The 25,590-nt window shown below is 73.4% G+C and carries 20 protein-coding genes and 1 pseudogene; 12 read left to right on the top strand and 9 right to left on the bottom strand.

Features of this window, described 5'->3' with window-relative positions:
- The first annotated feature begins 28 nt into the window (after positions 1-28).
- Positions 29-2,611, top strand: coding sequence for an aminopeptidase N (pepN, locus tag OG310_RS23580; protein ID WP_329457860.1), 2,583 nt, complete (start codon positions 29-31; stop codon positions 2,609-2,611).
- A gap of 370 nt (positions 2,612-2,981) precedes the next feature.
- On the opposite strand, the gene OG310_RS23575 is transcribed toward pepN, so the two are convergent.
- The 3 genes from OG310_RS23575 to OG310_RS23565 are packed head-to-tail and all read right to left on the bottom strand — an operon-like array spanning position 2,982 to position 5,617.
- Positions 2,982-3,260, bottom strand: coding sequence for a hypothetical protein (locus OG310_RS23575; RefSeq protein ID WP_329457859.1), 279 nt, complete (start codon positions 3,258-3,260; stop codon positions 2,982-2,984).
- 20 nt (positions 3,261-3,280) lie between these two features.
- Positions 3,281-5,413 carry a 4-alpha-glucanotransferase gene (gene malQ, locus OG310_RS23570; protein ID WP_329457858.1) on the bottom strand — a complete coding sequence of 711 codons (2,133 nt, stop codon included), beginning with the start codon at positions 5,411-5,413 and terminating at the stop codon, positions 3,281-3,283.
- On the bottom strand, positions 5,414-5,617 hold the full coding sequence (locus OG310_RS23565; RefSeq protein ID WP_443078888.1) for a hypothetical protein: 204 nt from the start codon (positions 5,615-5,617) through the stop codon (positions 5,414-5,416). It abuts the gene before it with no gap.
- A 402-nt stretch (positions 5,618-6,019) separates the two neighbouring features.
- Between OG310_RS23565 and OG310_RS23560 the strand changes: the two genes are divergently transcribed.
- Positions 6,020-9,094, top strand: a complete 3,075-nt coding sequence (locus tag OG310_RS23560; RefSeq protein WP_329457857.1) for a beta-N-acetylglucosaminidase domain-containing protein — start codon at positions 6,020-6,022, stop codon at positions 9,092-9,094.
- Positions 9,095-9,227: 133 nt separating this feature from the next.
- Here OG310_RS23560 and OG310_RS23555 read toward each other — a convergent pair whose 3' ends face one another.
- Positions 9,228-9,764: an HNH endonuclease gene (locus OG310_RS23555; RefSeq protein WP_329457856.1), complete on the bottom strand. Its 537-nt coding sequence runs from the start codon at positions 9,762-9,764 to the stop codon at positions 9,228-9,230.
- A 240-nt stretch (positions 9,765-10,004) separates the two neighbouring features.
- Between OG310_RS23555 and OG310_RS23550 the strand changes: the two genes are divergently transcribed.
- Positions 10,005-11,078: a mechanosensitive ion channel family protein gene (locus OG310_RS23550; protein WP_443078717.1), complete on the top strand. Its 1,074-nt coding sequence runs from the start codon at positions 10,005-10,007 to the stop codon at positions 11,076-11,078.
- A gap of 169 nt (positions 11,079-11,247) precedes the next feature.
- Here the strand turns inward: OG310_RS23550 and OG310_RS23545 are convergent.
- Positions 11,248-12,012 (bottom strand): annotated as a pseudogene (locus tag OG310_RS23545) (NADPH-dependent F420 reductase); the annotation flags it as partial.
- Positions 12,013-12,156: 144 nt separating this feature from the next.
- The gene (locus tag OG310_RS23540; protein ID WP_329457855.1) at positions 12,157-13,062 is read right to left on the bottom strand and encodes a helix-turn-helix transcriptional regulator; all 906 of its coding nucleotides are present in this window, start codon (positions 13,060-13,062) and stop codon (positions 12,157-12,159) included.
- A 393-nt stretch (positions 13,063-13,455) separates the two neighbouring features.
- On the opposite strand from OG310_RS23540, the gene OG310_RS23535 reads away from it, so the two are divergent.
- The 6 genes from OG310_RS23535 to OG310_RS23510 all read left to right on the top strand — a co-directional run bounded on the left by OG310_RS23535 (position 13,456) and on the right by OG310_RS23510 (position 20,266).
- Positions 13,456-14,592, top strand: coding sequence for an ROK family transcriptional regulator (locus OG310_RS23535; RefSeq protein WP_329460335.1), 1,137 nt, complete (start codon positions 13,456-13,458; stop codon positions 14,590-14,592).
- 151 nt (positions 14,593-14,743) lie between these two features.
- A complete protein-coding gene (locus OG310_RS23530; protein WP_329457854.1) occupies positions 14,744-16,087 on the top strand; it encodes an ABC transporter substrate-binding protein in 1,344 nt (447 codons plus the stop codon).
- Positions 16,088-16,097: 10 nt separating this feature from the next.
- A complete protein-coding gene (locus OG310_RS23525) occupies positions 16,098-17,096 on the top strand; it encodes a carbohydrate ABC transporter permease (RefSeq protein WP_443078716.1) in 999 nt (332 codons plus the stop codon).
- Positions 17,097-17,099: 3 nt separating this feature from the next.
- Positions 17,100-18,002: a carbohydrate ABC transporter permease gene (locus tag OG310_RS23520; RefSeq protein ID WP_329457853.1), complete on the top strand. Its 903-nt coding sequence runs from the start codon at positions 17,100-17,102 to the stop codon at positions 18,000-18,002.
- Positions 18,003-18,008: 6 nt separating this feature from the next.
- Positions 18,009-19,274, top strand: coding sequence for a 6-phospho-beta-glucosidase (locus tag OG310_RS23515; protein ID WP_329457852.1), 1,266 nt, complete (start codon positions 18,009-18,011; stop codon positions 19,272-19,274).
- Positions 19,271-20,266, top strand: coding sequence for an N-acetylglucosamine kinase (locus tag OG310_RS23510; RefSeq protein ID WP_329457851.1), 996 nt, complete (start codon positions 19,271-19,273; stop codon positions 20,264-20,266). The genes OG310_RS23515 and OG310_RS23510 overlap by 4 nt, the downstream gene beginning before the upstream one ends.
- 220 nt (positions 20,267-20,486) lie before the next feature.
- Here OG310_RS23510 and OG310_RS23505 read toward each other — a convergent pair whose 3' ends face one another.
- Together OG310_RS23505 and map are read right to left on the bottom strand one after the other, a co-directional pair.
- Positions 20,487-20,891, bottom strand: a complete 405-nt coding sequence (locus OG310_RS23505) for a globin (RefSeq protein ID WP_329457850.1) — start codon at positions 20,889-20,891, stop codon at positions 20,487-20,489.
- 380 nt (positions 20,892-21,271) lie between these two features.
- A complete protein-coding gene (gene map / locus OG310_RS23500; RefSeq protein WP_329457849.1) occupies positions 21,272-22,054 on the bottom strand; it encodes a type I methionyl aminopeptidase in 783 nt (260 codons plus the stop codon).
- 65 nt (positions 22,055-22,119) lie between these two features.
- Between map and OG310_RS23495 the strand changes: the two genes are divergently transcribed.
- The 3 genes from OG310_RS23495 to OG310_RS23485 all read left to right on the top strand — a co-directional run bounded on the left by OG310_RS23495 (position 22,120) and on the right by OG310_RS23485 (position 24,148).
- Positions 22,120-22,425 carry a helix-turn-helix domain-containing protein gene (locus tag OG310_RS23495; protein WP_329457848.1) on the top strand — a complete coding sequence of 102 codons (306 nt, stop codon included), beginning with the start codon at positions 22,120-22,122 and terminating at the stop codon, positions 22,423-22,425.
- 196 nt (positions 22,426-22,621) lie between these two features.
- Positions 22,622-23,065, top strand: coding sequence for a helix-turn-helix transcriptional regulator (locus OG310_RS23490; protein ID WP_329457847.1), 444 nt, complete (start codon positions 22,622-22,624; stop codon positions 23,063-23,065).
- Between the two features lie 147 nt (positions 23,066-23,212).
- A complete protein-coding gene (locus OG310_RS23485) occupies positions 23,213-24,148 on the top strand; it encodes a methyltransferase domain-containing protein (protein ID WP_329460333.1) in 936 nt (311 codons plus the stop codon).
- Positions 24,149-24,231: 83 nt separating this feature from the next.
- On the opposite strand, the gene OG310_RS23480 is transcribed toward OG310_RS23485, so the two are convergent.
- Positions 24,232-25,533: an FHA domain-containing protein gene (locus tag OG310_RS23480; RefSeq protein WP_329457846.1), complete on the bottom strand. Its 1,302-nt coding sequence runs from the start codon at positions 25,531-25,533 to the stop codon at positions 24,232-24,234.
- Positions 25,534-25,590: the final 57 nt, after the last annotated feature.

Raw genomic sequence — 25,590 nt, 5'->3', positions numbered from 1 at the left:
AAGCGACACACAACGAGGAGATGACCCGGTGCCTGGTACGAACCTGACCCGCGACGAGGCGCAGCAGCGGGCTCGGCTGCTCCGCGTGGACAGTTACGAGATCGACCTCGACCTCAGTGGCGCGCAGGCCGGGGGCGGCACCTTCGCCTCGGTCACGACGGTGCGCTTCGACAGCGCGGAGGCCGACGCCGACACCTTCATCGACCTGGTCGCGCCGGGGGTGGGCTCGGTGGTGCTCAACGGCACGGCGCTCGACGTCGACGCGGTGTTCAAGGACTCCCGGATCGCGCTGCCCGGCCTGCGGGCGGGCAGCAACGAGCTGCGGGTCGTCGCGGACTGCGCGTACACGAACACGGGCGAGGGACTGCACCGCTTCGTCGACCCGGTCGACGAGCAGGCCTATCTGTACACGCAGTTCGAGGTCGCCGACTCGCGCCGGGTGTTCGCGGTGTTCGAGCAGCCCGACCTCAAGGCCACGTTCCGCTTCACCGTGAAGGCGCCGGCCGGCTGGACCGTCGTGTCGAACTCCCCCACCCCGGAGGCGGACGCCCAGGGCGTGCGCGGCTTCGAGGCGACGCCCCGGATCTCGTCGTACATCACGGCGCTCATCGCCGGCCCGTACCACAGCGTCCACAGCACGTACGAGAAGGACGGACGGACCGTCCCGCTCGCCGTCTACTGCCGCCCGTCGCTGGCCGAGTTCCTCGACGCGGACGCGATCTTCGACGTCACGCGGCAGGGCTTCGACTGGTTCCAGGAGAAGTTCGACCACGACTACCCGTTCGCCAAGTACGACCAGCTGTTCGTGCCGGAGTTCAACGCGGGCGCGATGGAGAACGCCGGCGCGGTGACCATCCGCGACCAGTACGTCTTCCGCTCCAAGGTGACGGACGCCGCGTACGAGGGCCGCGCGGAGACCATCCTGCACGAGCTGGCGCACATGTGGTTCGGCGACCTGGTCACCATGGAGTGGTGGAACGACCTCTGGCTGAACGAGTCGTTCGCCACGTTCACCTCCATCGCCTGCCAGGCCGCGGCGCCCGGTTCGCGCTGGCCGCAGTCCTGGACGAGCTTCGCCAACTCGATGAAGACCTGGGCGTACCGGCAGGACCAGCTGCCCTCCACCCACCCGATCATGGCGGACATCCGCGACCTGGACGACGTGCTCGTCAACTTCGACGGCATCACGTACGCGAAGGGCGCGTCCGTGCTCAAGCAGCTCGTCGCGTACGTCGGCGAGGACGAGTTCTTCCGGGGCGTGCAGGCGTACTTCAAGGAGCACGCCTTCGGCAACACCCGCCTGACGGACCTGCTGGGCGCGCTGGAGCAGACCTCGGGACGCGACCTGAAGACCTGGTCCACGGCGTGGCTGGAGACCGCGGGCATCAACATCCTGCGTCCCGAGATCGAGACGGACGACGCCGGCGTGCTGACGTCCCTCGCGGTGCGGCAGGAGGCCCCGGCCCTGCCGGAGGGCGCCAAGGGCACCCCGGTGCTGCGCCCGCACCGGATCGCGATCGGGTTCTACGACTTCGACGACGCGGGCAAGCTCGTGCGCGGCGAGCGCATCGAACTGGACGTCGACGGTGAGCTCACCGAGGTCCCGCTCCCGGCCGGCACGGCACGGCCCGCGGTGATCCTGCTCAACGACGACGACCTCTCGTACGCGAAGGTGCGCCTCGACGAGGAGTCGCTGCGGACCGTCACGGAACACCTCGGCGACTTCGCCGAGTCGCTGCCGCGCGCGCTGTCCTGGGCCTCGGCGTGGGACATGACGCGCGACGGCGAACTGGCGACGCGCGACTACCTGACGCTGGTGCTGTCGGGGATCTCCAAGGAGAGCGACATCGGTGTCGTGCAGACGCTGCACCGGCAGGCGAAGCTCGCCCTCGACCAGTACGCGGCGCCGGCCTGGCGCGAGGCGGGCCTGTCGCAGTGGACGGACGCGACCCTGGCGCACCTGCGGGCCGCCGAGCCCGGCAGCGACCACCAGCTGGCGTGGGCGCGGGCGTTCGCCGCGACGGCCCGCACACCGCAGCAGCTGCACCTGCTCCAGGGCCTGCTGGACGGCCGGGAGAGCATCGAGGGCCTCGCGGTCGACACGGAACTGCGCTGGGCGTTCGTGGCGCGGCTCGCGGCGACCGGCGACTTCGACGAGGAGGAGATCGCCGCGGAGTACGAGCGTGACCGCACGGCCGCGGGCGAGCGCCACGCGGCCGCCGCCCGCTCCGCCCGCCCGACGGCACAGGCGAAGGCCGAGGCGTGGGAATCGGTGGTCGAGGACGACAAGCTGCCCAACGCGGTGCAGGAGGCCGTGATCGCGGGCTTCGTCCAGACCGACCAGCGGGAGCTGCTGGCCCCGTACGCGGAGAAGTACTTCGCGGCGGTCGGGGACGTCTGGGGCTCCCGTTCGCACGAGATGGCGCAGCAGGTCGCGATCGGCCTGTACCCGTCGCTCCAGGTCGGTGAGGAGACCCTCGCCGCGACCGACGCCTGGCTGGCGGCGGCCGGCCCGAACGCGGCGCTGCGCCGCCTGATCACGGAATCCCGCTCGGGTGTCGAGCGCGCCCTGCGGGCCCGCGCCGCCGACGAGGCCGCGGCCAGGGCGTAACACCTCCCCGTACGCCTGTACGCAGGCGGCGCGCCCGCCGCAGGCACGACCGGACGCGACCGGCCCCACCGGACATCTCCGGTGGGGCCGGTCGTACGAGGATGCCGGGACGAGGGACCGGGACGAGGGACCGGGACCAGGGGCCGGGACCAGGGGCCGGGACCAGGGGCCTCGCGCCTGTCGCGCCCTCAGGTCACGGGGAACACGGGGATCACAAGGGTCACCTCCCGCCGCGACCCAAGGCCCGCCCCGGAATCTCCCGCATCGCGCACACGCCCCGCATGTCCGCACGCGAAAACGCCGGAGCGCCGTCCGGCTCTGGGCACGGACGGCGCCCCGGCGTTCGCGCTACGCGGGGCCGGTGGGAGCGTCAGACGCTCGCCTTGACCTTCTTCTTGGGCTTCACGACCGCGGTCGGACCGCCGGCCTTGCGGGACTTGTCCAGGACCATGACGAGGCCCGCGATGACCGCGAACAGCGCCAGGGGGATCAGCACGAACAGGCCGACCGTCTGGATCACACTCAGACCGGATCCCGGGTCGTCGCCGTCGTCCCGGGTGAGGGCCAGCGCCGGGGACGACATCAGCAGCATCATCAGCGTCGTACCGGCCGCGACGGCGCCGGCGCGCAGAGCGTTCTTCTTGTCCACGGTGCAAACGTAGCGAACGCCTAGGCCGAGTGCGCGGCCGGGGGTGCTGTACGCGCCGGACCGAGGGGCAGGACTCCCTCCATCAGGCGACGCAGACGCGGTGACGCGGCCAGTTGCTCCAGCGTCATCGGCCGGCCCGCCGCGTCCGCCACGGGCAGCCGCCAGTTCGGGTACTGGTCCCAGGTGCCCGGGAGGTTCTGCGGACGGCGGTCACCGACCGCGTCGGGCAGCCAGATGCCCACCATCCGGGCGGGCGTGCTCAGCAGGAAGCGGTGGACGGCGCGGATCTCCTCCTCCTCGTCACCGTCGCCGGGACCACCGGCGGCGGTGTCCCGCAGCAGGCCGAGACGGGTCAGTTCGCGCAGCCAGGCCCCGACCTCGGCACGGTCCTCGGCCTGCTCCTCGGCGAGCGGGCGGGAGAGCAGCCCGAGCCGGTGGCGCAGGGCGACGTGCTCGCCGGTGAGCCGGGCGGCCGTTGCGGGCAGGTCGTGGGTGGTGGCCGTGGCCACGCAGCCGGAGCGCCACTCGCCGGGCTCCAGCGGCGGCTGCCCCTCCTCGTCCCAGTGACGTTCGAACCACAGCACGGAGGTGCCGAGGATGCCGCGCCGCGCCAGTTCCTCGCGCACCCCCGGCTCGACGGTGCCGAGGTCCTCCCCCACCACCACCGCGCCCGCGCGACGCGCCTCCAGGACGAGGACGGCGAGCATGGCGTCGGCGTCGTAGCGCACGTAGGTGCCGCGTGTGGGGTCACTGCCGCCGCCTGTCGCCTCCGGGATCCACCAGAGCCGGAACAGGCCCATGACATGGTCGATCCGCAGTGCGCCCGCGTGCCGCAGCAGGCCGCGCAGGAGACCCCGGTAGGCCGCGTACCCGCTCGCGGCGAGCGCGTCGGGACGCCACGGCGGCAGCCCCCAGTCCTGGCCCAGGGAGTTGAACGCGTCGGGCGGCGCGCCCACCGAGATGCCCTCGGCGAACACGTCCCGCTGCGCCCAGGTGTCGGCGCCGTCGGGATGCACGCCGACGGCGAGGTCGTGGACGATGCCGACGCCCATACCGGCGTCGCGTGCGGCACGGCTCGCCCGGCCGAGCTGCTCGTCGGTGAGCCAGGCGGCGCGGCGGTGGAACTCGACCCGCGCGGCCAATCGGTCGCGGGCGGCGGCGGTCTGCGGGGAGCGCGGGTCGCGCAGCGGCTCGGGCCACTCGGCGCGGGAGGTGCCGTGGACCTCGGCGAGCGCGCACCAGGTCGCGTGGTCGTCCAGGGCATCGCCCCGGTCCGCGAGGAAGTCGCCGTACTCGGCCTGCCGGCCGGGTCCGAGGTCCTCGGCGCACAGGATCTCCAGCGCCTCCCGCTTGAGTTCCCAGACGGCGTCGCGGTCGATGAGCGCGCCCTCGTCGAGGACGGCCGCGCGCAGTGCGGCGGCGCGCGGGATCAGGGCGTCGAGGCGGGCCCGGTCGGGCCCGGTGACGTACGCGTACTCGGGCACGTCCTCGATCCGCAGGTGCACGGGGTCGGGGAAGCGGCGGGAGGACGGGCGGTACGGGGAGGGGTCGGTGGGGCGGCCGGGCACGGCCGCGTGCAGGGGGTTGATCTGGACGAAGCCGGCGCCGAGGCTGCGGCCGGCCCAGGAGGCCAGTTCCGCGAGGTCCCCGAGGTCGCCCATGCCCCAGGAGCGGGAGGAGAGGAGCGAGTAGAGCTGGACGAGGAATCCGTACGTGCGTGCGCCGGGTTGCGGGGCCCGCGGCGGGGCGACGACGAGTGTCGCGGCGGCGGTGCGCCCGTCGGGCGCGAGGGCCGTCAGGCGGTGCACCCCGAGCGGCAGGTCAGCGGACCCCCCGCCGTCCGGGACGGTCAGCTGCCGCGCGCCGCCGTCCTCCAGGGCGAGGGTGAGGCGGGTGCCGGAGGGCAGCGCCGCCTCCCACGCCGGCCGGGGCTCGTCCGCCCAGCGCACCACCGTAGGCGGAAGCAGGCGGGCGGCGGCCTCCCGCTCGGCGGCCTCGGTGGCCGCGCGGACCGCGGCCGGGGTGGAGGCGTCGACGCCGAGCGCGGCGAGCACCGCCACCACCGTGGCGTCCGGGACACGGACCTCCTCGGTGGGGGAGGGTGCGTACGCCGTGGCGACGCCGTACAGCTCGGCGAGGCGGGCGAGGCCCATTCAGACTCCTGAGGGCTCCGTGCCGACGGCCGGGCCCGGCGCGGTCGGTTCGCTGGTCAGGGGGGCCGTGTCGGAGAGCGGCGGCTCGCTCGTCAGGGGGGCGGCGTCGCCGAGGGGCGGTTCGCTGGTGAGGGGCGCGGCGAAGGAGGCCGGTGCGGAGGCGGGCACTGCCCACGCCTGTGCCGGGATGGCGGGCGCGCACAGTGCCCGCCGTTTGGAGGGCTGACCCGCGGACTTGGTGGACTGTTTGGCGGATTTGCGGACGACGACGGCCACGGGGTGCCTCCAGGAGGTGTGGGATCCGGACCCCGTCAGGCCTACCCAGCGCGCGCGGCCGCAGACGTGCACGGGTGGTGAACGTGCGGGGAGTCACGGACGGCACCGCGACGCGAGCGGGTCGGGGGATGAGCCGGAGTGGGGACCTTTATCTACCACAGCGGGCAATTACGACACCAGGGCCGGGCTCGTTGACACGCCCACCCGCCGGTGGTGGGCTCGGGGCCCGGCCTGCCCGACGGACCGTCAGCGGGCCGCACGGCGGGCCGCGCACCAGGCGCGCGGCAGGTGGCGCAGCCGGTCGCGCACCGGGCGACGAGGGGAGCAGACATGCGGTTCGTACACCGCAGGCGCACCGCCGCCGCCGTCGCGGCCGCGGTGCTCGGCGGACTGCTCTGCACCGGCCAGGGCGCCCTCGCGGTGCCGGGCGGGGCCCCTGGCGGGCCCCGCGGCCCGGCGCCCGCCGCGTCCCCGGGCGCAGGCGCCGCAGCCGCCCCCGCGGTGTGGCCGCGCCCCCGGTCGATCCGGGCGGCGGGACGTGCGCTGCCGCTCCGGGCCGGGGTCCGGGTCGTGGCCGGTGCGGGCGCCGACCCGTACGCGGTCGGCGCGGTGCGGGACGCGCTGACGACGGCGGGCGTCCCGGTCGTCCGGGCGCGCCGCCCGGTCACCGCGGGTGCGGCGGGGACCGTGGTCCTGGTCGGCGGTACCGGCGCGCGGGACGCACTGCGCGCCCTGCACGCACCTCGAAGCGCCCCCCTGCCGTCCGGGGGATACCGCCTCGTGGCCGGCCGGGTCGCGGGGCGGGCCACCGTCGCCCTCGAAGGGACGGGCAGCGACGGCCTCTTCCACGCCGCCCAGACCTTCCGGCAGCTCGTCGTGCGCGGCCCGGACGGGCCCTCGCTCGCCGCCGTGAACGTGCGGGACTGGCCGGCCTCCCCCGTGCGCGGCACCGAGGAGGGGTTCTACGGGCGGCCGTGGAGCCGGGCGGACCGGCTCGCACAGCTCGACTTCATGGGCCGCACCAAGCAGAACCGCTACCTGTACGCGCCCGGCGACGACCCGTACCGGCGGGCGCGGTGGCGCGAGCCGTACCCGGCGGCCCGGCGTGCGGACTTCCGGCAGCTCGCGGCCCGCGCTGCGGCCGACCACGTCACCCTGGCCTGGGCCGTGGCGCCCGCGCAGGCCATGTGCCTGTCGTCCGACGGCGATGTCCGGGCGCTGCTGCGCAAGACCGACGCGATGTGGGCGCTCGGCGTGCGGGCGTTCCAGCTCCAGTTCCAGGACGTCAGCTACAGCGAGTGGCACTGTGACGAGGACGCGCACCTGTACGGCTCGGGCCCGCGCGCCGCGGCCCGCGCACAGGCCGGGGTCGCCGACGCGCTGGCGGCACACCTGGCCCGGCGCCATCCGGGAGCGCCCCCGCTCGGGGTCATGCCGACCGAGTACTACCAGAGCGGTGCGACGAGGTACCGGAGCGCGCTCACCCGGGCGCTCGCGCCCTCGGTGCAGGTTGCGTGGACCGGGGTCGGGGTCGTACCGCGCACGATCACCGGCCGGGAACTGGCGGCCGCGCGCGCCGCGTTCGGCGGGCGGCCCGTCGTGACCACCGACAACTACCCGGTCAACGACTACCGGGGCGAACGCCTCTTCCTCGGTCCCTACCGGGGCCGCGACGCGGCCGTCGCGACCGGGTCCGCGGGGGTGCTGGCGAACGCGATGCCGCAGGCGGCGGCGTCCCGTCTCGCGCTGTTCACCGCCGCCGACTTCGCGTGGAACCCGCGCGGGTACGACCCCGACCGCTCCTGGCGGGCCGCCGTCGACGACCTCGCGGGCGGCGACGCGCGGGCCGGGGCCGCCCTGGGCGCGCTCGCGGGGAACGACGCCGCGTCGATCCTCGACCCGGCCGAGTCGGCGTACCTGAAGCCGCTCATGGGCCGCTTCTGGGCGTCGGGGGCGGGGACGGACACGGCGGCACGCGACAGTGCCGCGGCGCGCCTGAGGGCGGCCTTCGCGGTGATGGCGGACGCCCCCGCCGCCCTGGCGCGGACGGCGGGCGGCGCGCTGGAGAGCGAGGCACGGCCCTGGGTGGACCAGCTCGCCCGGTACGGCAGGGCCGGCGTACTCGCCGTCGACATGCTCCAGGCGCAGGCCCACGGCGACGGCGCGGCGGCCTGGCGGGCCTCGCTGGCCCTCGGGCCCGCGCGCCGGGCGGCGGCGCGCGCCGCCTCGTCCGCGCGGGTGGGAGGGGGTGTGCCGGACGCGTTCCTGGAGCGGGTGGTGAAGGCCGCAGCGGGCTGGACCGGGGCGAACCGCTCGGCCGGACAGGACCCGGTGTCCACGTCCGAGGGCTGGACGGTGGATCTCAAGCGCTCGCGTCCGCTGGACTCGGTCACCGTGATGACGGAACCGGGCACGGGCGCGGGCGCGGCCGTCGAGGCGTACGTGCCCGGCGGCTGGCGCCCGCTCGGACCGGTGTCGGCATCGGGCTGGACCCGGCTGCCCGGGCGCGGGCTGCACGCGGAGTCCCTGCGGGTGTCCTGGCCCGGCGCGGGCCCCGCCGCGAAGGGGGGCGGACCGGGCGCCATGGCCTCGACGCCGCTGGTGCACCGGGTGGTGCCGTGGTTCGCGGACGGCCCGAAGGCGGCGCTCACGCTCGGGCGGGGCGCCGCGGACGTCCGCTCGGGCGGCGGCGGGGCGACGGTCCCGGCCCGGCTGACCGGGTTGCGCCCCGGCGCCGTGCGGGGCTCACTGACGGCCGAGGCACCGGCCGGGATCACCGTACGGGTGCCCGGGGAGACGACGGTGCCGCGCGGCCGGGCCGCGACGGTGCCGGTGCGGGTCTCCGCCGCGGCGGGCGCGCCGAGCGGTACGTACGCGGTGCCTCTGGCGTTCGGGGGCGCGACGCGGACCCTGGCGGTGCGCGTGTCGCCGCAGGTGTCGGGGCCGGATCTCGCACGGGGGCCGGGGACGCTCGCGTCGTCGTCGGGAGACGAGACGGACGCCTTCCCCGCGTCGGCGGCGAACGACGGCGACCCGGTCACCCGCTGGTCCTCACCGCCCTCGGACGACGCGTGGTGGCAGGTGCGGCTCGCCCGGCCGGCCCGGGTCGGGCAGGTCGTGCTGACCTGGCAGGACGCGTACGCCTCGCGCTACCGCGTGCAGACCTCGGCGGACGGCCGCCGCTGGAGAGCGGCCGCGACGGTGCGCGACGGGTCCGGCGGGCGCGAGGTGATCGGCCTGGACGCGGCGGACACCCGCTACGTCCGGGTGCGGGGCGAGGAGCGGGCGACGGCGTACGGGTACTCGCTGTTCTCGGTCGAGGTGTACGGGGCCGGTGCGGACGCCCCGGAGGACCCGGACGCCCCGGGTACCGCCGCGCCCCCGGCAGGAACCGCGCGACCGTAGCGGGACGGCCCGGGCATGCGGGCGCGCCGGGCCCGCGGCCCGGCGGACCACCGCGGGCCCGGCCCGGGGCATGCCGCGGACGCGTCCGGCGGGTGCCGTGCGGGCACGGGCCGGACACACCGATGGCCCGGACTCAGGCTGAAACGCCGTCGATCCGGGCCACCGCGTCCTCCGCGCCGTACGGCTGCAAGTACGGCATCCAGCGCGGGTCCCGGTGGCCGGTGCCGATGATGCGCCACGCGAGACCCGAAGGCGGCGCGGGTTGCTGATGGAGCCGCCAGCCCAGTTCGCGCAGGTGCCGGTCGGCCTTGATGTGGTTGCAGTGGCGGCAGGCGGCCACCACGTTCTCCCACGCGTGCTGTCCCCCCCTGCTGCGCGGCACCACGTGGTCGACGCTGGTCGCGACGCCCCCGCAGTACATGCAGCGGCCGCCGTCGCGGGCGAACAGGGCGCGGCGGGTGAGCGGTACGGGCCCCCGGTAGGGGACCCGCACGAAGCGCTTGAGCCGGATCACACTGGGCGCGGACACGACCCGTGTCGCGCTGTGCAGGAAGGCGCCGGTGTCCTCCAGGGAGATCGCCTTGTTCTCCAGGACGAGGACGAGCGCGCGGCGGAGCGGTACGACGCCGAGCGGCTCGTACGACGCGTTGAGGACCAGGACATGCGGCACGGATGCCTCCTATTACGCCGGCGGCGCGTGGCTGGCGCCGGGACGATCTGCTCTCAGTCTCTCCTCATGCCTGGTCGAAACGCCACCACGACCGGGTAACAGGCTCAGGGTGTTTTCGACCACAGCCCATTTCTTCCCACGTGAAACAGGTCTCTCCCCTCCACGGGGACACCGGGACGCCGCCGGTGGGCCGTTAGTGTGGAGGATCCGCCGCCCGGCGCCATCTGGAGGTTTTCCGTCGTGTCCTGGTCCCTGCCGGCGGGCGTGCCGCTCGCCGCCCCGAACCCCGCGCCCGACAGCCTCGGCGAGGCCACGGAGCGGGCGAACGACGCGGCGAGCTGGGTCGGGCAGAACTGGTCCACCTGGCTGAGCGTCGGGCTGCGCATCATCCTGATCACGCTGATCGCGCTGGTGCTGCGGCAGTTGCTGCGCAAGGCCCTGACCCGGCTGATCGCCCGGATGAACCGCAGTGTGCAGGCGGTGGAGGGCACCGCGCTCGGCGGCCTGCTGGTCAACGCGGAGCGGCGCAGACAGCGCTCCGAGGCGATCGGTTCCGTGCTGCGCTCGGTGACGTCGTTCCTGATCCTCGGCACGGCCGCGCTGATGGTGCTGGGGGCGCTGAACATCAATCTGGCGCCCCTGCTCGCCTCGGCCGGGGTGGCCGGCGTCGCACTGGGATTCGGCGCGCGCAACCTGGTCACGGACTTCCTCTCCGGTGTGTTCATGATCCTGGAGGACCAGTACGGCGTGGGCGACACGATCGACGCGGGGGTCGCGTCCGGCGAGGTCATCGAGGTCGGGCTGCGGGTGACGAAGCTGCGCGGCGAGGGCGGCGAGATCTGGTACGTGCGCAACGGCGAGGTCAAGCGGATAGGGAACCTCAGCCAGGGCTGGGCGACCGCCGGTGTCGATGTGACGGTGCGGCCCACCGAGGATCTGGACCGGGTGCGGTCGGTCATTCTCGCCACCACGGAGCAGCTGGCCAAGGAGGACCCGTGGAACGAGCGCCTCTGGGGCCCCGTGGAGGTCCTGGGCCTCGATTCCGTGCAGTTGGACTCGATGACGATCCGGCTGTCCGCGAAGACGATGCCCGGCCAGTCGCTGCGGGTGGAGCGGGAGCTGCGCTGGCGGATCAAGCAGGCGTTCGACGAGGCGGGCATCCCCCTCGTGGGCGGTGCGCTGCCCCTCGTGGCGGAGGACGTGGCCGACCCCTCGGCCGGGGTCGCCCCGCCGTCCGCGCTGGCCAGCCCGACATCCCCGCAGTCGACTGAGGCGTCGCCGCTGCCGTCCGCCCAGCCGAACGTCAACAAGTAGCCCCCGGCCGCGACACCGGGCCCCGGCCACCGACAGCCCCGGCCGCGTGAAGGTCCCGGCCCCGTGACAGCCCCGCCCGCGTGACGGCCCGGTCGCCTGGAGGTACCAGCCGCGTAGGCCGCCGGCCGCGTGACGGTGTCGCGGCCGGGGCCCGTGTGCGGCTCACATGTCACATGTCGCGGTAGCGGCGCGCCTCGGCCAGCCGGCGGCGCAGCGTCTCGGCCGTCACCTGCTGTCCCGGGCCGACGTCGGCGCCCCGGAGGGCGTCCGCCGTGGTGTAGCCCGCGCCGAAGTACGGCACGCAGTAGGCCGGGGTGTCGCGCTGGAAGCGCCAGCCCTCGGCGAGCGGCCCGGCGTCCAGGGTGTCGTAGCCGATCGAGCCGAGGAAGGCGACGACCTGCCGCTTGGCGTCCGCGTCGTCACCGGCGATCGCGAGCGTGGAGCGGTCGGGGGCGCCGGCCCGGCGGGCGAGGGCGGCCAGGTGGGCGTGGGTGATGTTGTTGAACGCCTTGACCACGTGGGACCCGTGCAGGTGGTCCTGGAGGAGTTCGCTGGTCGTGGTGGACTCGTCGTCCAGCGCGGCGATGTGCTCGTCCCGGTCCGGGTAGTAGTTGTCGGTGTCGATCACGGTCTTCCCGCCCAGCGGAGCAGCCGGGACGCTGGTGTAGGCGTGCAGCGGGACCGTCACCACGACCAGGTCGCCGGCCTCGGCGGCTTCGGCGGGAGTGGCGGCGCGGGCGCGCGGGCCCAGGTCCGCCACGAGGTCCTTCAGGGTGTCGGGGCCGCGCCGGTTGCTGAGGACGACGTCATGGCCGGCTGCCACAGCCAGGCGGGCGACGGTGGAACCGATCAGGCCGCTGCCGATCAGACCGATGGTGCTCATACGGTTTCCTTCGCATCGACGGGTGGAGGGATCGCGCCCGGCGCTCCACGATCCTTCGAGCGCGGCGCGGGCACTTCTCCACCCTCACGCCCCGGCCGCCGCCTTGCGGCCCCCGGCCTGGCCCAGCTGGAACCAGGTTCGAACGGGCCGGGCCGTCCGACCCGCGGGCCGCGCGGGCCGCGGGTCACAGGGACCTCAGGTGCGGTGCGGTTCGCCGGGACCGGTGCGGCCCGGTACCTCCGGGTCCGCACGGATCTCGGGCGCGGTCCAACTGGCCAGCAGGGAAAGGGCCTGCGCGGAAGGGGAGCCGGGTTCCGCCGTGAACAGGCCCAGGGTGTGGTCGGGATCGGCGGGGAACGACAGCGTCTCGAAGCGCAGGGTGAGCGGACCGACCACAGGGTGGTGGAGCGGGGTCGTCGCGTGCACGCACTGGGAGATCCGGTGGCTCGCCCACCAGGTCCCCGCCTTCGGCACCTTGGCCATCACTTCGCCGATCAGCTCGTTGAGCAGGGCGTCGTCGGGGTGACGGCCGGACGCCAGTCGCAGGACTGCCACGGTGATCTCCGCCATCTCCTCCCAGTCCACGAACAGTGCGCGGACGGCCGGGTCGAGCAGGACCAGCCGGGCGAGGTTGCGCTGCCGGCCGGCCAGCACCTCGAAGTCCGTGATCAGGGCTCGGGCCAGGCGGTTGGAGGCCAGCACGTCCTGACGGTGGTTGATGACCACCGCCGGTGCGACGTCGCCCAGGACGTCCAGCATCTGATGCACTTCCGGCCGCACCCGCCGCGTCACCGTGCCAGGGCTCCGGGCAGGGCGCGCGATGCGTGCCCGGACGAGCTCGAACAGGTAGTCGCGTTCCACGTCGTCCATGCGCAGGGCGCGCGCCACCGCGTCCAGCACGCCCCCGGAGACGTGCGGGTGACGGCCCTGTTCCAGGCGGGTGTAGTAGTCGGTGCTCATCCCGGCCAGGTGCGCCACCTCCTCCCGGCGCAGCCCAGGCACCCTGCGGGCGCCTCCTCCTGGCGCCAGGCCCGCCGCCTCGGGGCTCAGCCGGCCCCGGCGCGAGCGGAGGAAGTCCCGCAGCTCCGTGTTCTGATCCATCAGCCCATTGTGTGCCGCCGGCACGGCCGCGGGCCGGGCGGAGAGTGACCCAGCTGGACCCAGGCGGGCGAGGGACGCGCGAGCCGGTCCTCGACGGCCTCCCGGGGGCCGCCCCCTGGGGCCATCCGTGGCGGCCGTCCAGGACCACGCCCATGGCCGGAGGTGGCTGCCCCCCTTCCGTCCGTTCTTCCGTACCCGCCCACGTAACGCTTTGGTTGCCTGCGGAAAACCGGCGGTTTGGGGTATTGACGCCGCCCTTACGCGGGTCATACGTTCCTCGCAACCGATTAGGAAACCTTCCTAACAGTGATCGGTGATTCATCAGTCGAGGAAACAGGTCCGGGCGTGAGCACGACGACACCTTCACCGGGCACCCCCAGAGTGCTGCGGGCGATGAACGACCGGGCGGCGCTCGATCTGCTCATCGCACACGGCCCGCTGACCAGGACCAGGATCGGTGAACTGACCGGGCTGTCCAAGCCCACCGCGTCCCAGTTGCTCAACCGCCTGGAGGCCGCGGGCCTGGTCCGCGCCACCGGCAGGGTGAGCGGCCGCCCAGGACCCAACGCGGCGCTGTACGAGATCGAGCCGACGGCCTCGTACGTCGCCGCGCTCGCCGTCGGCCACACCGGCATCAGCGCCCAGATCGCCGACATCACCGGCGCGGTGGTGGGCACCTGCCGGGTCGAGGCGGACGCCGTCGCCGCGGACGTCCGGGGCCGCACGGCCCAACTCGTCGCCGAGGCCGTGGACGGCGCGCTCGCCGAGGCCGGGGTCGGCCACGGCGACCTGCACTGCGCGGTCATCGGCACGCCCGGCGCGATCGACCGCTCCAGCGGCGAACTGCGGTACGCGCCGCACCTGCCCGGCTGGCACTCCCGCACGCTGCTCGCCGACCTCGCCGAGGTACTCGGCACCCCCGTCGTCATCGAGAACGACGTGAACCTCGCGGCGCTCGCCGAACAGTACGAGGGCGCCGCCCAGGACTTCGACGACTACGTGCTGACCTGGCTCGACCGGGGCGTCGGCGCCGCGATCGTGCTCGGCGGCACGCTGCTGCGCGGCGCGACCGGCGGCGCGGGCGAGATCGGCTACATGCCCCTGCCCGGCGCCCCGCTGGCCCGCGGCGGCTCCGCCGCGTGGGCGGGCGACGACGCGGGCGGCGGTTTCCAGAGCCAGGTCTCCGCGGTCGCCGTCCGGGCGCTCGCCGGCGGCGCCCCACTGGACGAGGCGCTGGCGGACGAGGCCGTACGCAGGACCGTCGCCGAACGCCTCGCCACCGGGATCGCCGCGGTGGTCGCGGTGGTCGATCCGGAACTCGTGGTGCTCTCGGGCTCCGTGGCCCAGGCGGGCGGCGAAGCGCTGCGTGAGGCGGTGGACGCCGAACTCACCGGGCTCGCACTGCCGAGGCCCCTGCTGCGGATCAGTGACATCGACGGCGATCCGATCCTGACGGGGGCGCTGCGCACCGCGCTCACGCAGGCCAGGGACGCGGTCTTCGACACGAGCCGCTTCGATACCGCGCGGTAGGCCGGACCGGCCTCCGCGCTCCCTTCCACCGCCCGGCCTCCCCACCACGGGTCGTCGGTGTGGTCTCCCCTACCCCCACAGCTGTGTTTTGTACCGATTAATCCATATTGTCCCTTCCCCGTCCGTTCCCTCCTCGCAAAGGAAGTCCGACATGGCAGGTTGGCGTATACGCTCCTGCGTGCCCGTGGCATTCGGCGCCGCCGCGGCACTGCTGCTCGCCGGATGTGCCAATCCGAGCACCGGCAGCGCCCATGACGATCCGACCAAACCGGTCACGCTGAAGTTCTGGCACGGCTGGTCGGACAGCAACGAGGTCAAGGCGATCAACGCCAGCATCGCCCGCTTCGAGAAGCTGCACCCGAACATCAAGGTGCAGTCCACCGGCAACGTCTCGGACGACACCATCAACCAGGCGCTGCGCGCCGGTGGTTCCGACACCCCGGACGTGGTGACGTCCTTCACCACGAACAACGTCGGCCAGTACTGCTCGTCCGGTATGTGGGCCGACCTCGACCCGTTCCTGCAGAAGGACGGGATCGACAAGAGCAAGGTCTTCCCGAAGACCCTGCTCGACTACACCCAGTACAAGGGCGACCAGTGCGCGCTGCCGCTGCTGGCCGACGCGTACGGGCTCTACTACAACAAGGACGACTTCAAGGCGGCCGGCATCGCCACCCCGCCGAAGACCATGTCCGAGTTCCAGGCCGACGCGGTCAAGCTGACGAAGCACGCCAAGAACGGCTCGATCACCCGCGCCGGGTTCATGCCCAACTTCCGTCTGTACCAGAACAGCCCGGACCGCATGCTGGCGCAGTGGGGCCCCACCTATTTCGACAAGCAGGGCAAGGCGCAGCTCGCCGACGACCCCGCGGTCACCAAGTTCTTCACGTCCATGAACGACATCTCGGCGGCCGAGGGCGGACACCAGAAGCTGGAGAACCTGCGCGCCGGCTTCGGTGACGAGTACTCGGACGGCAACGCCTTCCTCCAGGGCAAGCTGGCGATGCACATGGACGGCGAGTGGCGCGGCCTGATGCTGAAGGACGCCGGTGCCAAGTTCCACTGGGCCGTCGCGCCGCTGCCGGTCCCGGACGACCAGGCCGACACGTACGGCCGCGGCTACCTGACCGGCACCGTCACCGGCATCGCGCACAGCAGCACGCACCAGAACGCGGCCTGGGAGCTGGTCAAGTTCCTGACGACCAACACGGACCAGGTGGTGGACTTCGCCAACGCGATCCACAACGTGCCCTCCACGAACGCCGCGCTCGCCTCGCCGAAGCTGACGCCCGACCCCAACTTCCGGGCGTTCATCAAGATCGCGCAGAACAAGTACAGCTCCGCGATCCCCCCGTCGGAGAACGGCGGCATGTACATCACCTCCTTCCAGGACTTCGCGTACTCCGAGGAGGAGGGCAGCGTGAAGAACCTCCACGCGGGCCTGAAGGCCCTCGACAAACAGATCGACGCCGACGACCTCCAGTCGGAGAGCTGAGGAGCAGCACATGGCACTCTCCCTCTCGTCCTCGGCCGGCGCGTCCGCGCGCTCCGGCACCGGCACACAGCCGGACATGACACTGAAGCGGAAGCGCAACAGGCACCGGCTGAAGGTGCTGGGCTTCCTGTCGCCGTGGCTCATCGGCTTCTCCGTCTTCTTCGGATATCCGCTACTCGCGACCGTCTACTTCTCCTTCATGCACTACAACCAGATCGAGCAGCCCAGTTTCGTGGGCCTCAAGAACTGGAAGTACGTGCTGGAGCAGATGCCGCTGTTCGGCCCGGCCCTGTGGAACACCATCTGGCTGGTCGTCGTGATGGTCGCGCTGCGCGTGGTGTTCGGCCTCGGCATCGGCCTGCTCATCACCAAGGTCAAGACGGGCGTCGGGTTCTTCCGCACCGCCTTCTACCTGCCCTACCTGGCACCGCCGGTGGCCGCGACCGTCGCCTTCGTCTTCCTGCTCAACCCGTCGACAGGACCCGTCAACCGGGTGCTCGGCTGGATCGGCATCAACGGCCCGACCTGGTTCAACGACCCGAACTGGGCGAAGCCCTCGCTGGTGCTGCTCGGCCTGTGGGGTGTCGGCGACCTGATGGTCATCTTCATGGCGTCGCTGCTCAACGTGCCGAAGGAGCAGTACGAGGCGGCCGACCTGGACGGCGCGGGCGCCATCGCCAAGTTCCGCTACGTGACCTGGCCCGCTATCACCCCGATCGTGCTGTTCGCGGTGGTGACGGGCGTCGTGCAGACCATGCAGTACTACACGCAGGCCCTGGTGGCGGGGAAGATCGCCTCCGGTGTCTCGATCGGCCCCGGCTCGGTCGTCCAGCCCGGCTACCCCGACCACTCCACCCTGACCGTGCCCCAGCTCGTCTACCAGCTGGGCTTCCAGAACTTCAACACCGGCGCGGCGTGCGTGCTCTCGCTCGTGCTGTTCGTCATCGCGATGGCCGTGACCCTGCTGCTGATGCGCAAGAACGCGGGCCTGATCCCGGCGGAGGACTGAGAGATGACCACCACCACCCTGAACCCGCCGCTCACCGCTTCGGCCCCGGGCGCGGACGCGGGCGGCGCCGGAGCGCACCGCCGCAAGAAGTTCCTCAACTGGGTCGCGGTGCACGCGCTGGCGATAGCCGCCGCCCTGTTCTTCGTCCTGCCGTTCGTGTTCGTCTTCCTCACCTCGGTGATGAGCGACCAGCAGGCCCTCACGAGCGACCTGTGGCCGCACTCCTGGCACTGGTCGAACTACGCGACGGTCTTCCACGCCCCGGGCTTCCTCAGCTGGTGGAAGAACTCGCTGATGTACGCGGTCCTCGGCACCGTGTTCACCGTGGTGTCGTCGACCCCGGTGGCCTACGCGCTCGCCAAGTTCCGCTTCAAGGGCCGCCGGCTCGCGATGATCCTCGTCATCTCGACGATGATGCTGCCGCCGCAGGTCATCGTGATCCCCATGTACCTGGTGTGGGCGCAGCAGTTCCACCTCTCGGGCTCGCTGTGGCCGCTGATCATCCCGATGGCGTTCGGTGACGCGTACTCGATCTTCCTGCTGCGGCAGTTCCTGCTGACCATCCCCAACGAGTACATCGAGTCGGCGAAGGTCGACGGCTGCGGTGAGCTGCGGGCGCTGCTGCGGGTGGTCGTGCCGATGGCGAAGCCCGGCATCGCGGCCGTCGCGCTGTTCCAGTTCTTCTACTGCTGGAACGACTACTTCGGCCCGCAGATCTACGCCTCGCAGAACCCCGGCGCCTGGACCCTCAGCTACGGCCTGGAATCCTTCAAGAGCGCGCACAGCGTCAACTGGAACATCACGATGGCCGCGACCCTGCTGGTCATGGCCCCGGTCATCATCGTGTTCTTCTTCGCACAGAAGGCCTTCGTCGAAGGCGTCACCCTCACCGGAGTGAAGGGCTAAGGAACCATGAAGCTCGCAGTGGTAGGCGGAGGATCCACCTACACACCTGAACTCATTGACGGATTCGCGCGGCTGAGGGACACCCTGCCGATCGAGGAGCTGGTGCTCGTCGACCCGGCGGCCGACCGTCTGGACCTGGTGGGGGGCCTCGCGCGCCGCATCTTCGCCAAGCAGGGCCACCCCGGCCGCATCGTCACCACCTCCGACCTGGACGCGGGCGTGGAGGGCGCCGACGCGGTGCTGCTGCAGCTGCGCGTCGGCGGCCAGGCCGCCCGCGGCCAGGACGAGACATGGCCGCTTGAGTGCGGCTGCGTCGGCCAGGAGACGACCGGCGCGGGCGGCCTCGCCAAGGCGCTGCGCACGGTGCCGGTCGTACTGGACATCGCCGAGCGGGTGCGCCGCACCAACCCGGACGCGTGGATCATCGACTTCACCAACCCGGTCGGGATCGTGACGCGCGCGCTGCTGGAGGCCGGGCACAAGGCCATCGGCCTGTGCAACGTGGCGATCGGCTTCCAGCGGAAGTTCGCGAACCACCTCGGCGTCTCACCGTCCGAGGTCTACCTGGAGCACGTGGGCCTCAACCACCTCACGTGGGAGCGGGGGGTGCGCCTCGGCGGCCCCGAGGGCGAGGACGTGCTGCCGAAGCTGCTCGCGGAGCACGGCGCCGCGATCGCCGAGGACCTGCACATGCCGCGCGCCGTGGTCGAGCGGCTCGGCGTCGTCCCCTCGTACTACCTGCGCTACTACTACGCGCACGACGAGGTCGTGCGCGAGCTGCGCACCAAGCCGTCCCGCGCCTCCGAGGTCGCGGCGATGGAGAAGCAACTGCTGGAGATGTACGGCGACCCGAAGCTGGACGAGAAGCCCGCGCTGCTCGCCAAGCGCGGCGGCGCGTACTACTCCGAGGCGGCCGTGGACCTGGCGGCCTCGCTCCTGCGCGGCCGGGGCAGCGCGGTGCAGGTCGTCAACACCTACAACAAGGGCACCTTGCCCTTCCTGCCGGACGACGCGGTCATCGAGGTACAGGCGAAGGTCACCACCACCGGCGCCGAGCCGCTCGCCGTCGCACCGGTCGACCCGCTGTACGCGGGCCTCATCGCGCACGCCACCGCGTACGAGGACCTGGCGCTCAAGGCCGCGCTGCACGGCGGCCGGGACCGGGTGTACGACGCGCTGCTCGCGAACCCGCTCGTCGGGCAGTTCGCGTACGCGGAGAAGCTCACGGACGAGCTGATCGCCCACAACCGGGAGCACCTGGCGTGGGCATGAGTGACACTCCCCCGTCGGCCGTCCTGGCGGTCGACGCGGGGAACAGCAAGACCGATGTGGCCGTGATCGGCGCCGACGGCTCGGTGCTCGGCGCGGCCCGCGGCGGCGGCTTCCAGCCGCCGATCGTCGGCGTACAGGCGGCCATCGACACCCTCGCGGTGGCGGTGGCCGCCGCCGCGGCGGACGCGGGCTTGTCCGCGTCCGGCGTGGCACGGCACGTCTCGGCGTGCCTCGCCAACGCCGACCTCCCCGTCGAGGAGGAGCAGTTGGCTGCGGCGATACAGGAGCGCGGGTGGGCGGCGACCACCGACGTGCGCAACGACACCTTCGCGATCCTGCGGGCGGGCCTGCCGAGCGGCGACGCGCCGCGCGGTGTTGCCGTCGTGTGCGGCGCGGGCATCAACTGCGTGGGCATGCGGCCCGACGGCCGCACGGCACGCTTCCCCGCGATCGGCCAGATCTCCGGCGACTGGGGCGGCGGCAGCGGCCTCGCGCTGGAGGCGCTGTGGCACGCGGCCCGCGCCGAGGACGGCAGGGGCGGACCGACCGAACTGGTCCGCGCGCTGCCCGCGCACTTCGGCCTGTCCACCATGTACGAGCTCATCGAGGCGCTGCACCTGGGCCGCATCGAGAGCGCCCGGCGGCACGAGCTGACGCCGGTCCTGTTCACGGTCGCCGCGGCCGGTGACGCGATCGCCACCTCGGTGGTGGACCGGCTGGCCGAGGAGGTCGTCGTGATGGCCGGCGTCGCGCTGGGCAAGCTCGACCTGCTGGACGAACCGGCCCCGGTGCTGCTCGGCGGCGGGGTGCTCGCCGCCCGTCATCCGCAGCTGGACGAGCGGATCGCCGAACTGCTGGCGGCCAGGGCACCCAAGGCCGTGGTGGACGTGGTGACGGCCCCGCCCGTGCTGGGTGCGGGGCTGCTCGGCCTGGACCACCTGGGCGCGCCCGCGTCGGCGCACGAACGCCTGGCGGCGCACTACGCGCGGTAGATCCGTACGGCCCGCCGCAGGGCCCCGGCCACCGCCACGACGGCGGATCTGGCCGGGGCCCTTCCCGTACGGCCGGGCGCGTGGCCGGGGCCCTTCCCGTGCGGCCGGGCGCGTGGTCGAGGCCCTTCCCGTACGGCCGGGCGCGTGGTCGAGGCCCTTCCCGTACGGCCGGGCCGTGCCCCCACCGCGCCGGGCACCCCGGGCACGGCCAGGGCCCGGGTCAGCCGGGGGTGTTGACCATGGACTGGGCGGCGAAGGTGAAGTAGTCCCAGAGCTGCTGCTCGTACTCCTGCGGCAGCTCCAGCTCCTCGACGGCCACCCGCATCCGGGCGAGCCAGGCGTCACGGGCCGCGCTGTCGACCGCGAACGGCGCGTGCCGCATCCGCAACCGGGGGTGTCCGCGCTGCTCGCTGTAGGTGCGCGGGCCGCCCCAGTACTGGATCAGGAACAGCCGGAAGCGCTCCTCGGCCGGGCCGAGGTCTTCCTCCGGGTACATCGGCCGCAGCAGCGGGTCCTCCGCGACACCCTCGTAGAAGCGGTGCACCAGACGGCGGAACGTCTCCTCGCCGCCGACCGCCTCGTAGAACGTCTGCTCACTCAGCGTGCCGCGCCTGATCTCTGTCACCCCCCCATGGTCGCAGACGGCCAGGACCAGGCCCCTGGTCCTAGGACCGCCCCCCACGGCAAGGGGGGAGCGGTGCCCGCCCGTCGTCCGGCTCCCGTCGTCCGGGAGGGCGTTGACCGTGCGGTCGGCCGGCGGCGGCTTCGTCGGCTCACCCGGCGACCCGGGCGGGACCGCCGGCCTGATGGCCGACGCCCGGGAGGCGGGCAGCGACACCCTCACCCTCGACACCCGAGGTGACCGCGCTGATGCCCGGTGCCTGCGTGAGCCGCCGGGCTTTCGCGCGTACGGCCGACCACCCGCCTGCACGTGGCCGCCGCAGCGCGCACTCCGGTGCGGAGTTCTGCGTGCCGGCCTTCGGGTTCGGAGCGGTGACCAGGGCTTTACGGCCGTGCCGGAGTGGGAAGGGTGAGGATCTCGGCGCCGTCATCGGTGATGGCGATGGTGTGTTCGGTGTGCGCGGTGCGGCAGCCCGTCGCGCTGCGCAGTGTCCAGCCGTCGGCGTCGGTGACGAGCGTGGCGGTGTCGGCCATGACCCAGGGCTCCAGGGCGAGCAGCAGCCCGGGGCGCAGCTTGTAGCCCCGGCCGGGCCGTCCGGTGTTCGGGACGTGCGGGTCCTGGTGCATCGTCGAGCCGATGCCGTGGCCGCCGAACTCGGTGTTGACGGGGTAGCCCGCGTCGCTGAGAACCGTGCCGATGGCGTGCGAGAGATCGCCGATGCGTGCTCCTGGCTTGGCGGCGGCGATACCGGCCGCGAGGGCCCGTTGTGTCGTCTCGATCATCGTGACGCTCGCCGCGGGCCGGGCCTTGCCCACCAGGAAGCTGATCGCGGCGTCCGCGGCCACTCCGTCCCTGACCACGGCCAGGTCGAGCGTCAGCAGATCCCCGTCGGCCAGCGTGGAGTGGTGAGGCCGCCCGTGCAGGACGGCGTCGTTGACGGCCGTGCAGATGTAGTGACCGAACGGGCCGCGCCCGAAGGACGGCGCGTAGTCGACGTAGCAGGACTGCGCCCCCGCTTCGGTGATCATCTCCTTGGCCCACTGATCGATCTCCAGCAGGTTCGTCCCGACCGTGGCGCGCTGCTTCAGGGCGTGCAGGATGTCGGCGACCAGGGCGCCCGTGCCCCTCGCCCGCTCCAGTCGCGCGGAGTTCAGGATCTCAATCATCGGGGGCCTCTCATGTACGTCCAATAACTATCCCGGTCTAACTGTACCGGTATTAGAGTTGGGTCATGGTCAGGTTGCCGCTCACCCCCGCCGAGGTAGCACGCGGACAGCGCCTCGGTGCCCTGCTCCGCCGGTCCCGGGGCTGCCGCTCGATGCTCGACGTGGCGCTCGCCTCGCACATCTCACCGGAGACGCTTCGGAAGATCGAATCCGGCCGCGTGGCCACCCCCGCGTTCCCGACCATCGCGGCGATCGCCGACGTCCTCAGCCTGTCGCTGGACGCGGTCTGGGCCGAGATCAGCCGACCGGAGGGCGCCGCCGAGGATCCGTCGGTCCTGCCCGTCGCACGTCACGCGTCGCTGGTTTCGTAACGCCCGTCGCGCCACATCGCCCCTTTCGTGCCCCCCGGCGCGACGCGGCCCGCACTGCCGGGCGCCCGCGCCCGCGCCGTGCGGCCGGTCCCGGTCAGCGGCGCACAGGGGCGCTGGCGCGCGCCGGACCGGCGCCGGAGGGGACTGGGCGAGGCTGGTCCGCACGGCCACCGAACTCGGCGCCACGCCGGGCGGGTTGCTCGCCCAGCCGCTGGCCGCGCGGCCCATCAGGGAGTCCCTCGTCAACGGGTTCCTGCTCGCCACAACGCACACGGCGTCCGGCCCGTTGCGCGCCGCGGCGGAGGACTTGCGGCCGCGCGCCCTGAAGGCCGCGATCGCCCTGATCGAGGATCAGCCGGAACTGCCCCTGACCGTCGGGGACATCGCGGGCCAGGTGCACGTGAGCGTGCGCGCGCTCCAGAACACGTTCCGGCGGAATCTGAACATGTCGCCCATGAAGTACCTGCAGTCCGTCCGGATTCGCCGCGCCCACACGGAGCTCGTGCGGGCCGACCCGGCCGGCTCCTCCGTCTCCGAGATCGCGTACCGCTGGGGCTTCACCCACCTCAGCCGTTTCGCCGAACAGTACAAATCGATGTACGGAGAGAGCCCCAGCAGGACCCTCCAGTCCCCGGGCTGAGCGCTCCGGCCCCCCACGCTCCCCCACCGCCGGTCCCTGCGCCCCGCACGGCGGGCTCCCGCACTCGCCCGGCCGACCGTCAGGGCTGACAGTGGAAGGGTGACCGGATACGACGAGGAGGCCCACGCCGCCCAGGCGCGGGCCACGATGGTGCGCGACATGGCCGCCATGGGCGCGCTGCCCGACCCGGCCTGGCGTGCCGCGTTCGAGGCCGTGCCCCGGCATCTGTTCGTCCCCTACTACTACGTCGAGGGCAGCGGCGGCAGCAGGCGGCTGTGGTCCGGCGACCCGGATCAGGAGAACCGGTGGCGCTGGCTGAGCGGCGCGTACGCGGACACCGCGCTCGGTACCCGCATGCGCGACGGCCGGCTGATCTCGTCGAGCAGCCAGCCCTCGCTGATGGCGGGGATGCTCGCCGAACTGGACGTGCGTGACGGCCACCGCGTGCTGGAGATCGGCGCGGGCACCGGCTACAACGCGGCGCTGCTCGCGCACCGGCTCGGCGACGACCTCGTGACGACCGTCGACCTGGATCCGGAGATCACCGAGTCGGCCCGGGTCCACCTCAGGGCGGCCGGCCGGCGGCCCGCCGTCTTCACGGGCGACGGCGCCCGCGGCGTCCCGGAGCGCGCGCCGTTCGACCGGATCATCGCGACCTGCGCGCTGCCGTCGGTGCCGCGCGCCTGGGTCGAGCAGTCGGCGCCCGACGGGCGCATCGTCGCGCCGCTCGCCACCGGGCTGATCTCCCTGCGGGTGACGGACACCGCCGGGGGGCGGCTGGCGCAGGGCACGTTCCTTCCCACTTCGGCGTTCTTCGTGGCGCTGCGCGGCGCGCCCGTCCTCGGCGAGGACCTCGCCGAGCGGGCGGCGGAACTGCCCCGGCACGTGCTGGCGAACGACAGCTTCCGCTTCCTGCTGGCGCTGAGCGCGCAGAGCCTCGACCCGCAGGAGGCGTACGGCCTGTGGCGCCACGCGCACCGCCCCGGGCGGGAGCGCTACGGCGTCACGGTCACCGACGCCGGCCAGTGGGCCTGGCTGGACGATCCGCACGGGCGTGACGTCTGGCCGCTCCCGCCGACCTGAGCGCCGGACGGGAGCGCAACGGAGGCAGCGCGTACCGGACGGGAGCGCGCCGGGCGTCCCGGCCGGGACCCCGTCCGCAGGGCTCAGTCCTGGACGATCCGGATGGTCGTCCAGGCGCCCACGTGCACCCGGTCACCGTCACCGAGCGGAATCGGTACGTAGGGCTGTATCGGTTCCTCGCCGCCGTTGAGGGTCGTGCCGTTGGTCGAGTTCTGGTCGACCACGGCCCACCCGCCGTCCGGCTGCTGGACGAGGATCGCGTGCTGGTGCGAGACGCCCGGGTCCTCAGGCGGCACCGAGAGGTCGATGTCGGGCGACTCCCCCGTGGAGTGCCTGCGGCGGCCGATGGTGACCTGGTTGCCGGTGAGCGGCATGTGCTGCTCGGGCGAGTACGCGGGCAGGTTGAGGCCCGTGGCCTCCGGCCCGCTGCGGTGCATCATCGCCATGAAGTACTCGCGGTCGGGGCCGATCACCACGGCCCACCGGGACGGCCCGGGGTAGCGCGGCTGCTGCGGCCCGGGCCCGCCCTGGGTCCCCTGCGGCGGCACACCGGGCTGCTCCATCCCCTGCTGGGGCGGGAACGGCCCCGAGGCGGACGGCGGCGGCAGCATCCAGTCGTCCTCGGCGACCGGGCCGGGGCCGGGCTGCGCGGGCGGCGGGGAGAGCCGGTCGAAGGACGGCGCGGGGGGCGCGGGCGCCCAGTCGCCGCCCGCTGTGGGGCCCGGCCCCTGCGGTGCGGGGGCGGCCGGGGGCGAGACGCGCTCGAAGCGCGACGGCTGGGGTGCGCCCCAGCCGTCGTCGGCTCCGCCGCCAGGCCCCGGCGCCGGCTCGGAGAGCAGGGGTTCGGCGGGACGGTTGATCTGCGAGGGGCGGGTTCCGCTCCGCTCGTAGGGCGGCTGCTCGGGGGGTCTTGTCCCGTAGGGCTCCGGCGGCCTCGCCTCGTAGGGCGGTTCGGGCGGGCGCGTCCCGTACGGCTCCGGCGGGCGCGTCCCGTACGGGTCGGGCGGCCGGGTCCCGTACTGCTCCGGCGGGCGCGTCGTCTGCGGCCCCGGCGGCTGGGTCTGGAAGCCGGGCGGTAGGTTGATCCCGCCGCCGGGGCCCTGGCCGTTGGTGGTGCGCGGCGCGAGGGGCGTGTACGAGGTGGCGGTGTTGGTGAGGAAGTTCCACCGGCACTCCTCGCAGTACGGCGCGTTGGCCTCACGCGGCGTCTGGCACTGCGGGCAGAGTTCGGACACGGCGGCGGGACCGGGGCCCTGCGGCGGGTACCCGTACCCCTGGCCCGGCGGTGCGGGGGGAGGCGGTACGGCAGGGCCGCCCATGCGATGGCCGCAGACTTCGCACCAGTCGTCGGAGCCCGACTGGTGTCCGTTGGGGCAGGTCGGCATGGCTGCGCTTCCCCCTCTCCTGATCCGGCCTCGCGGCCGCCACTCGGTGGTGCTTGC

This window comes from Streptomyces sp. NBC_01497 (assembly GCF_036250695.1).
GTDB lineage: Bacteria > Actinomycetota > Actinomycetes > Streptomycetales > Streptomycetaceae > Streptomyces.
The sequence above is the reverse complement of the archived record's forward strand: the minus strand, read 5'-3'. Positions and strand labels throughout refer to the sequence as shown.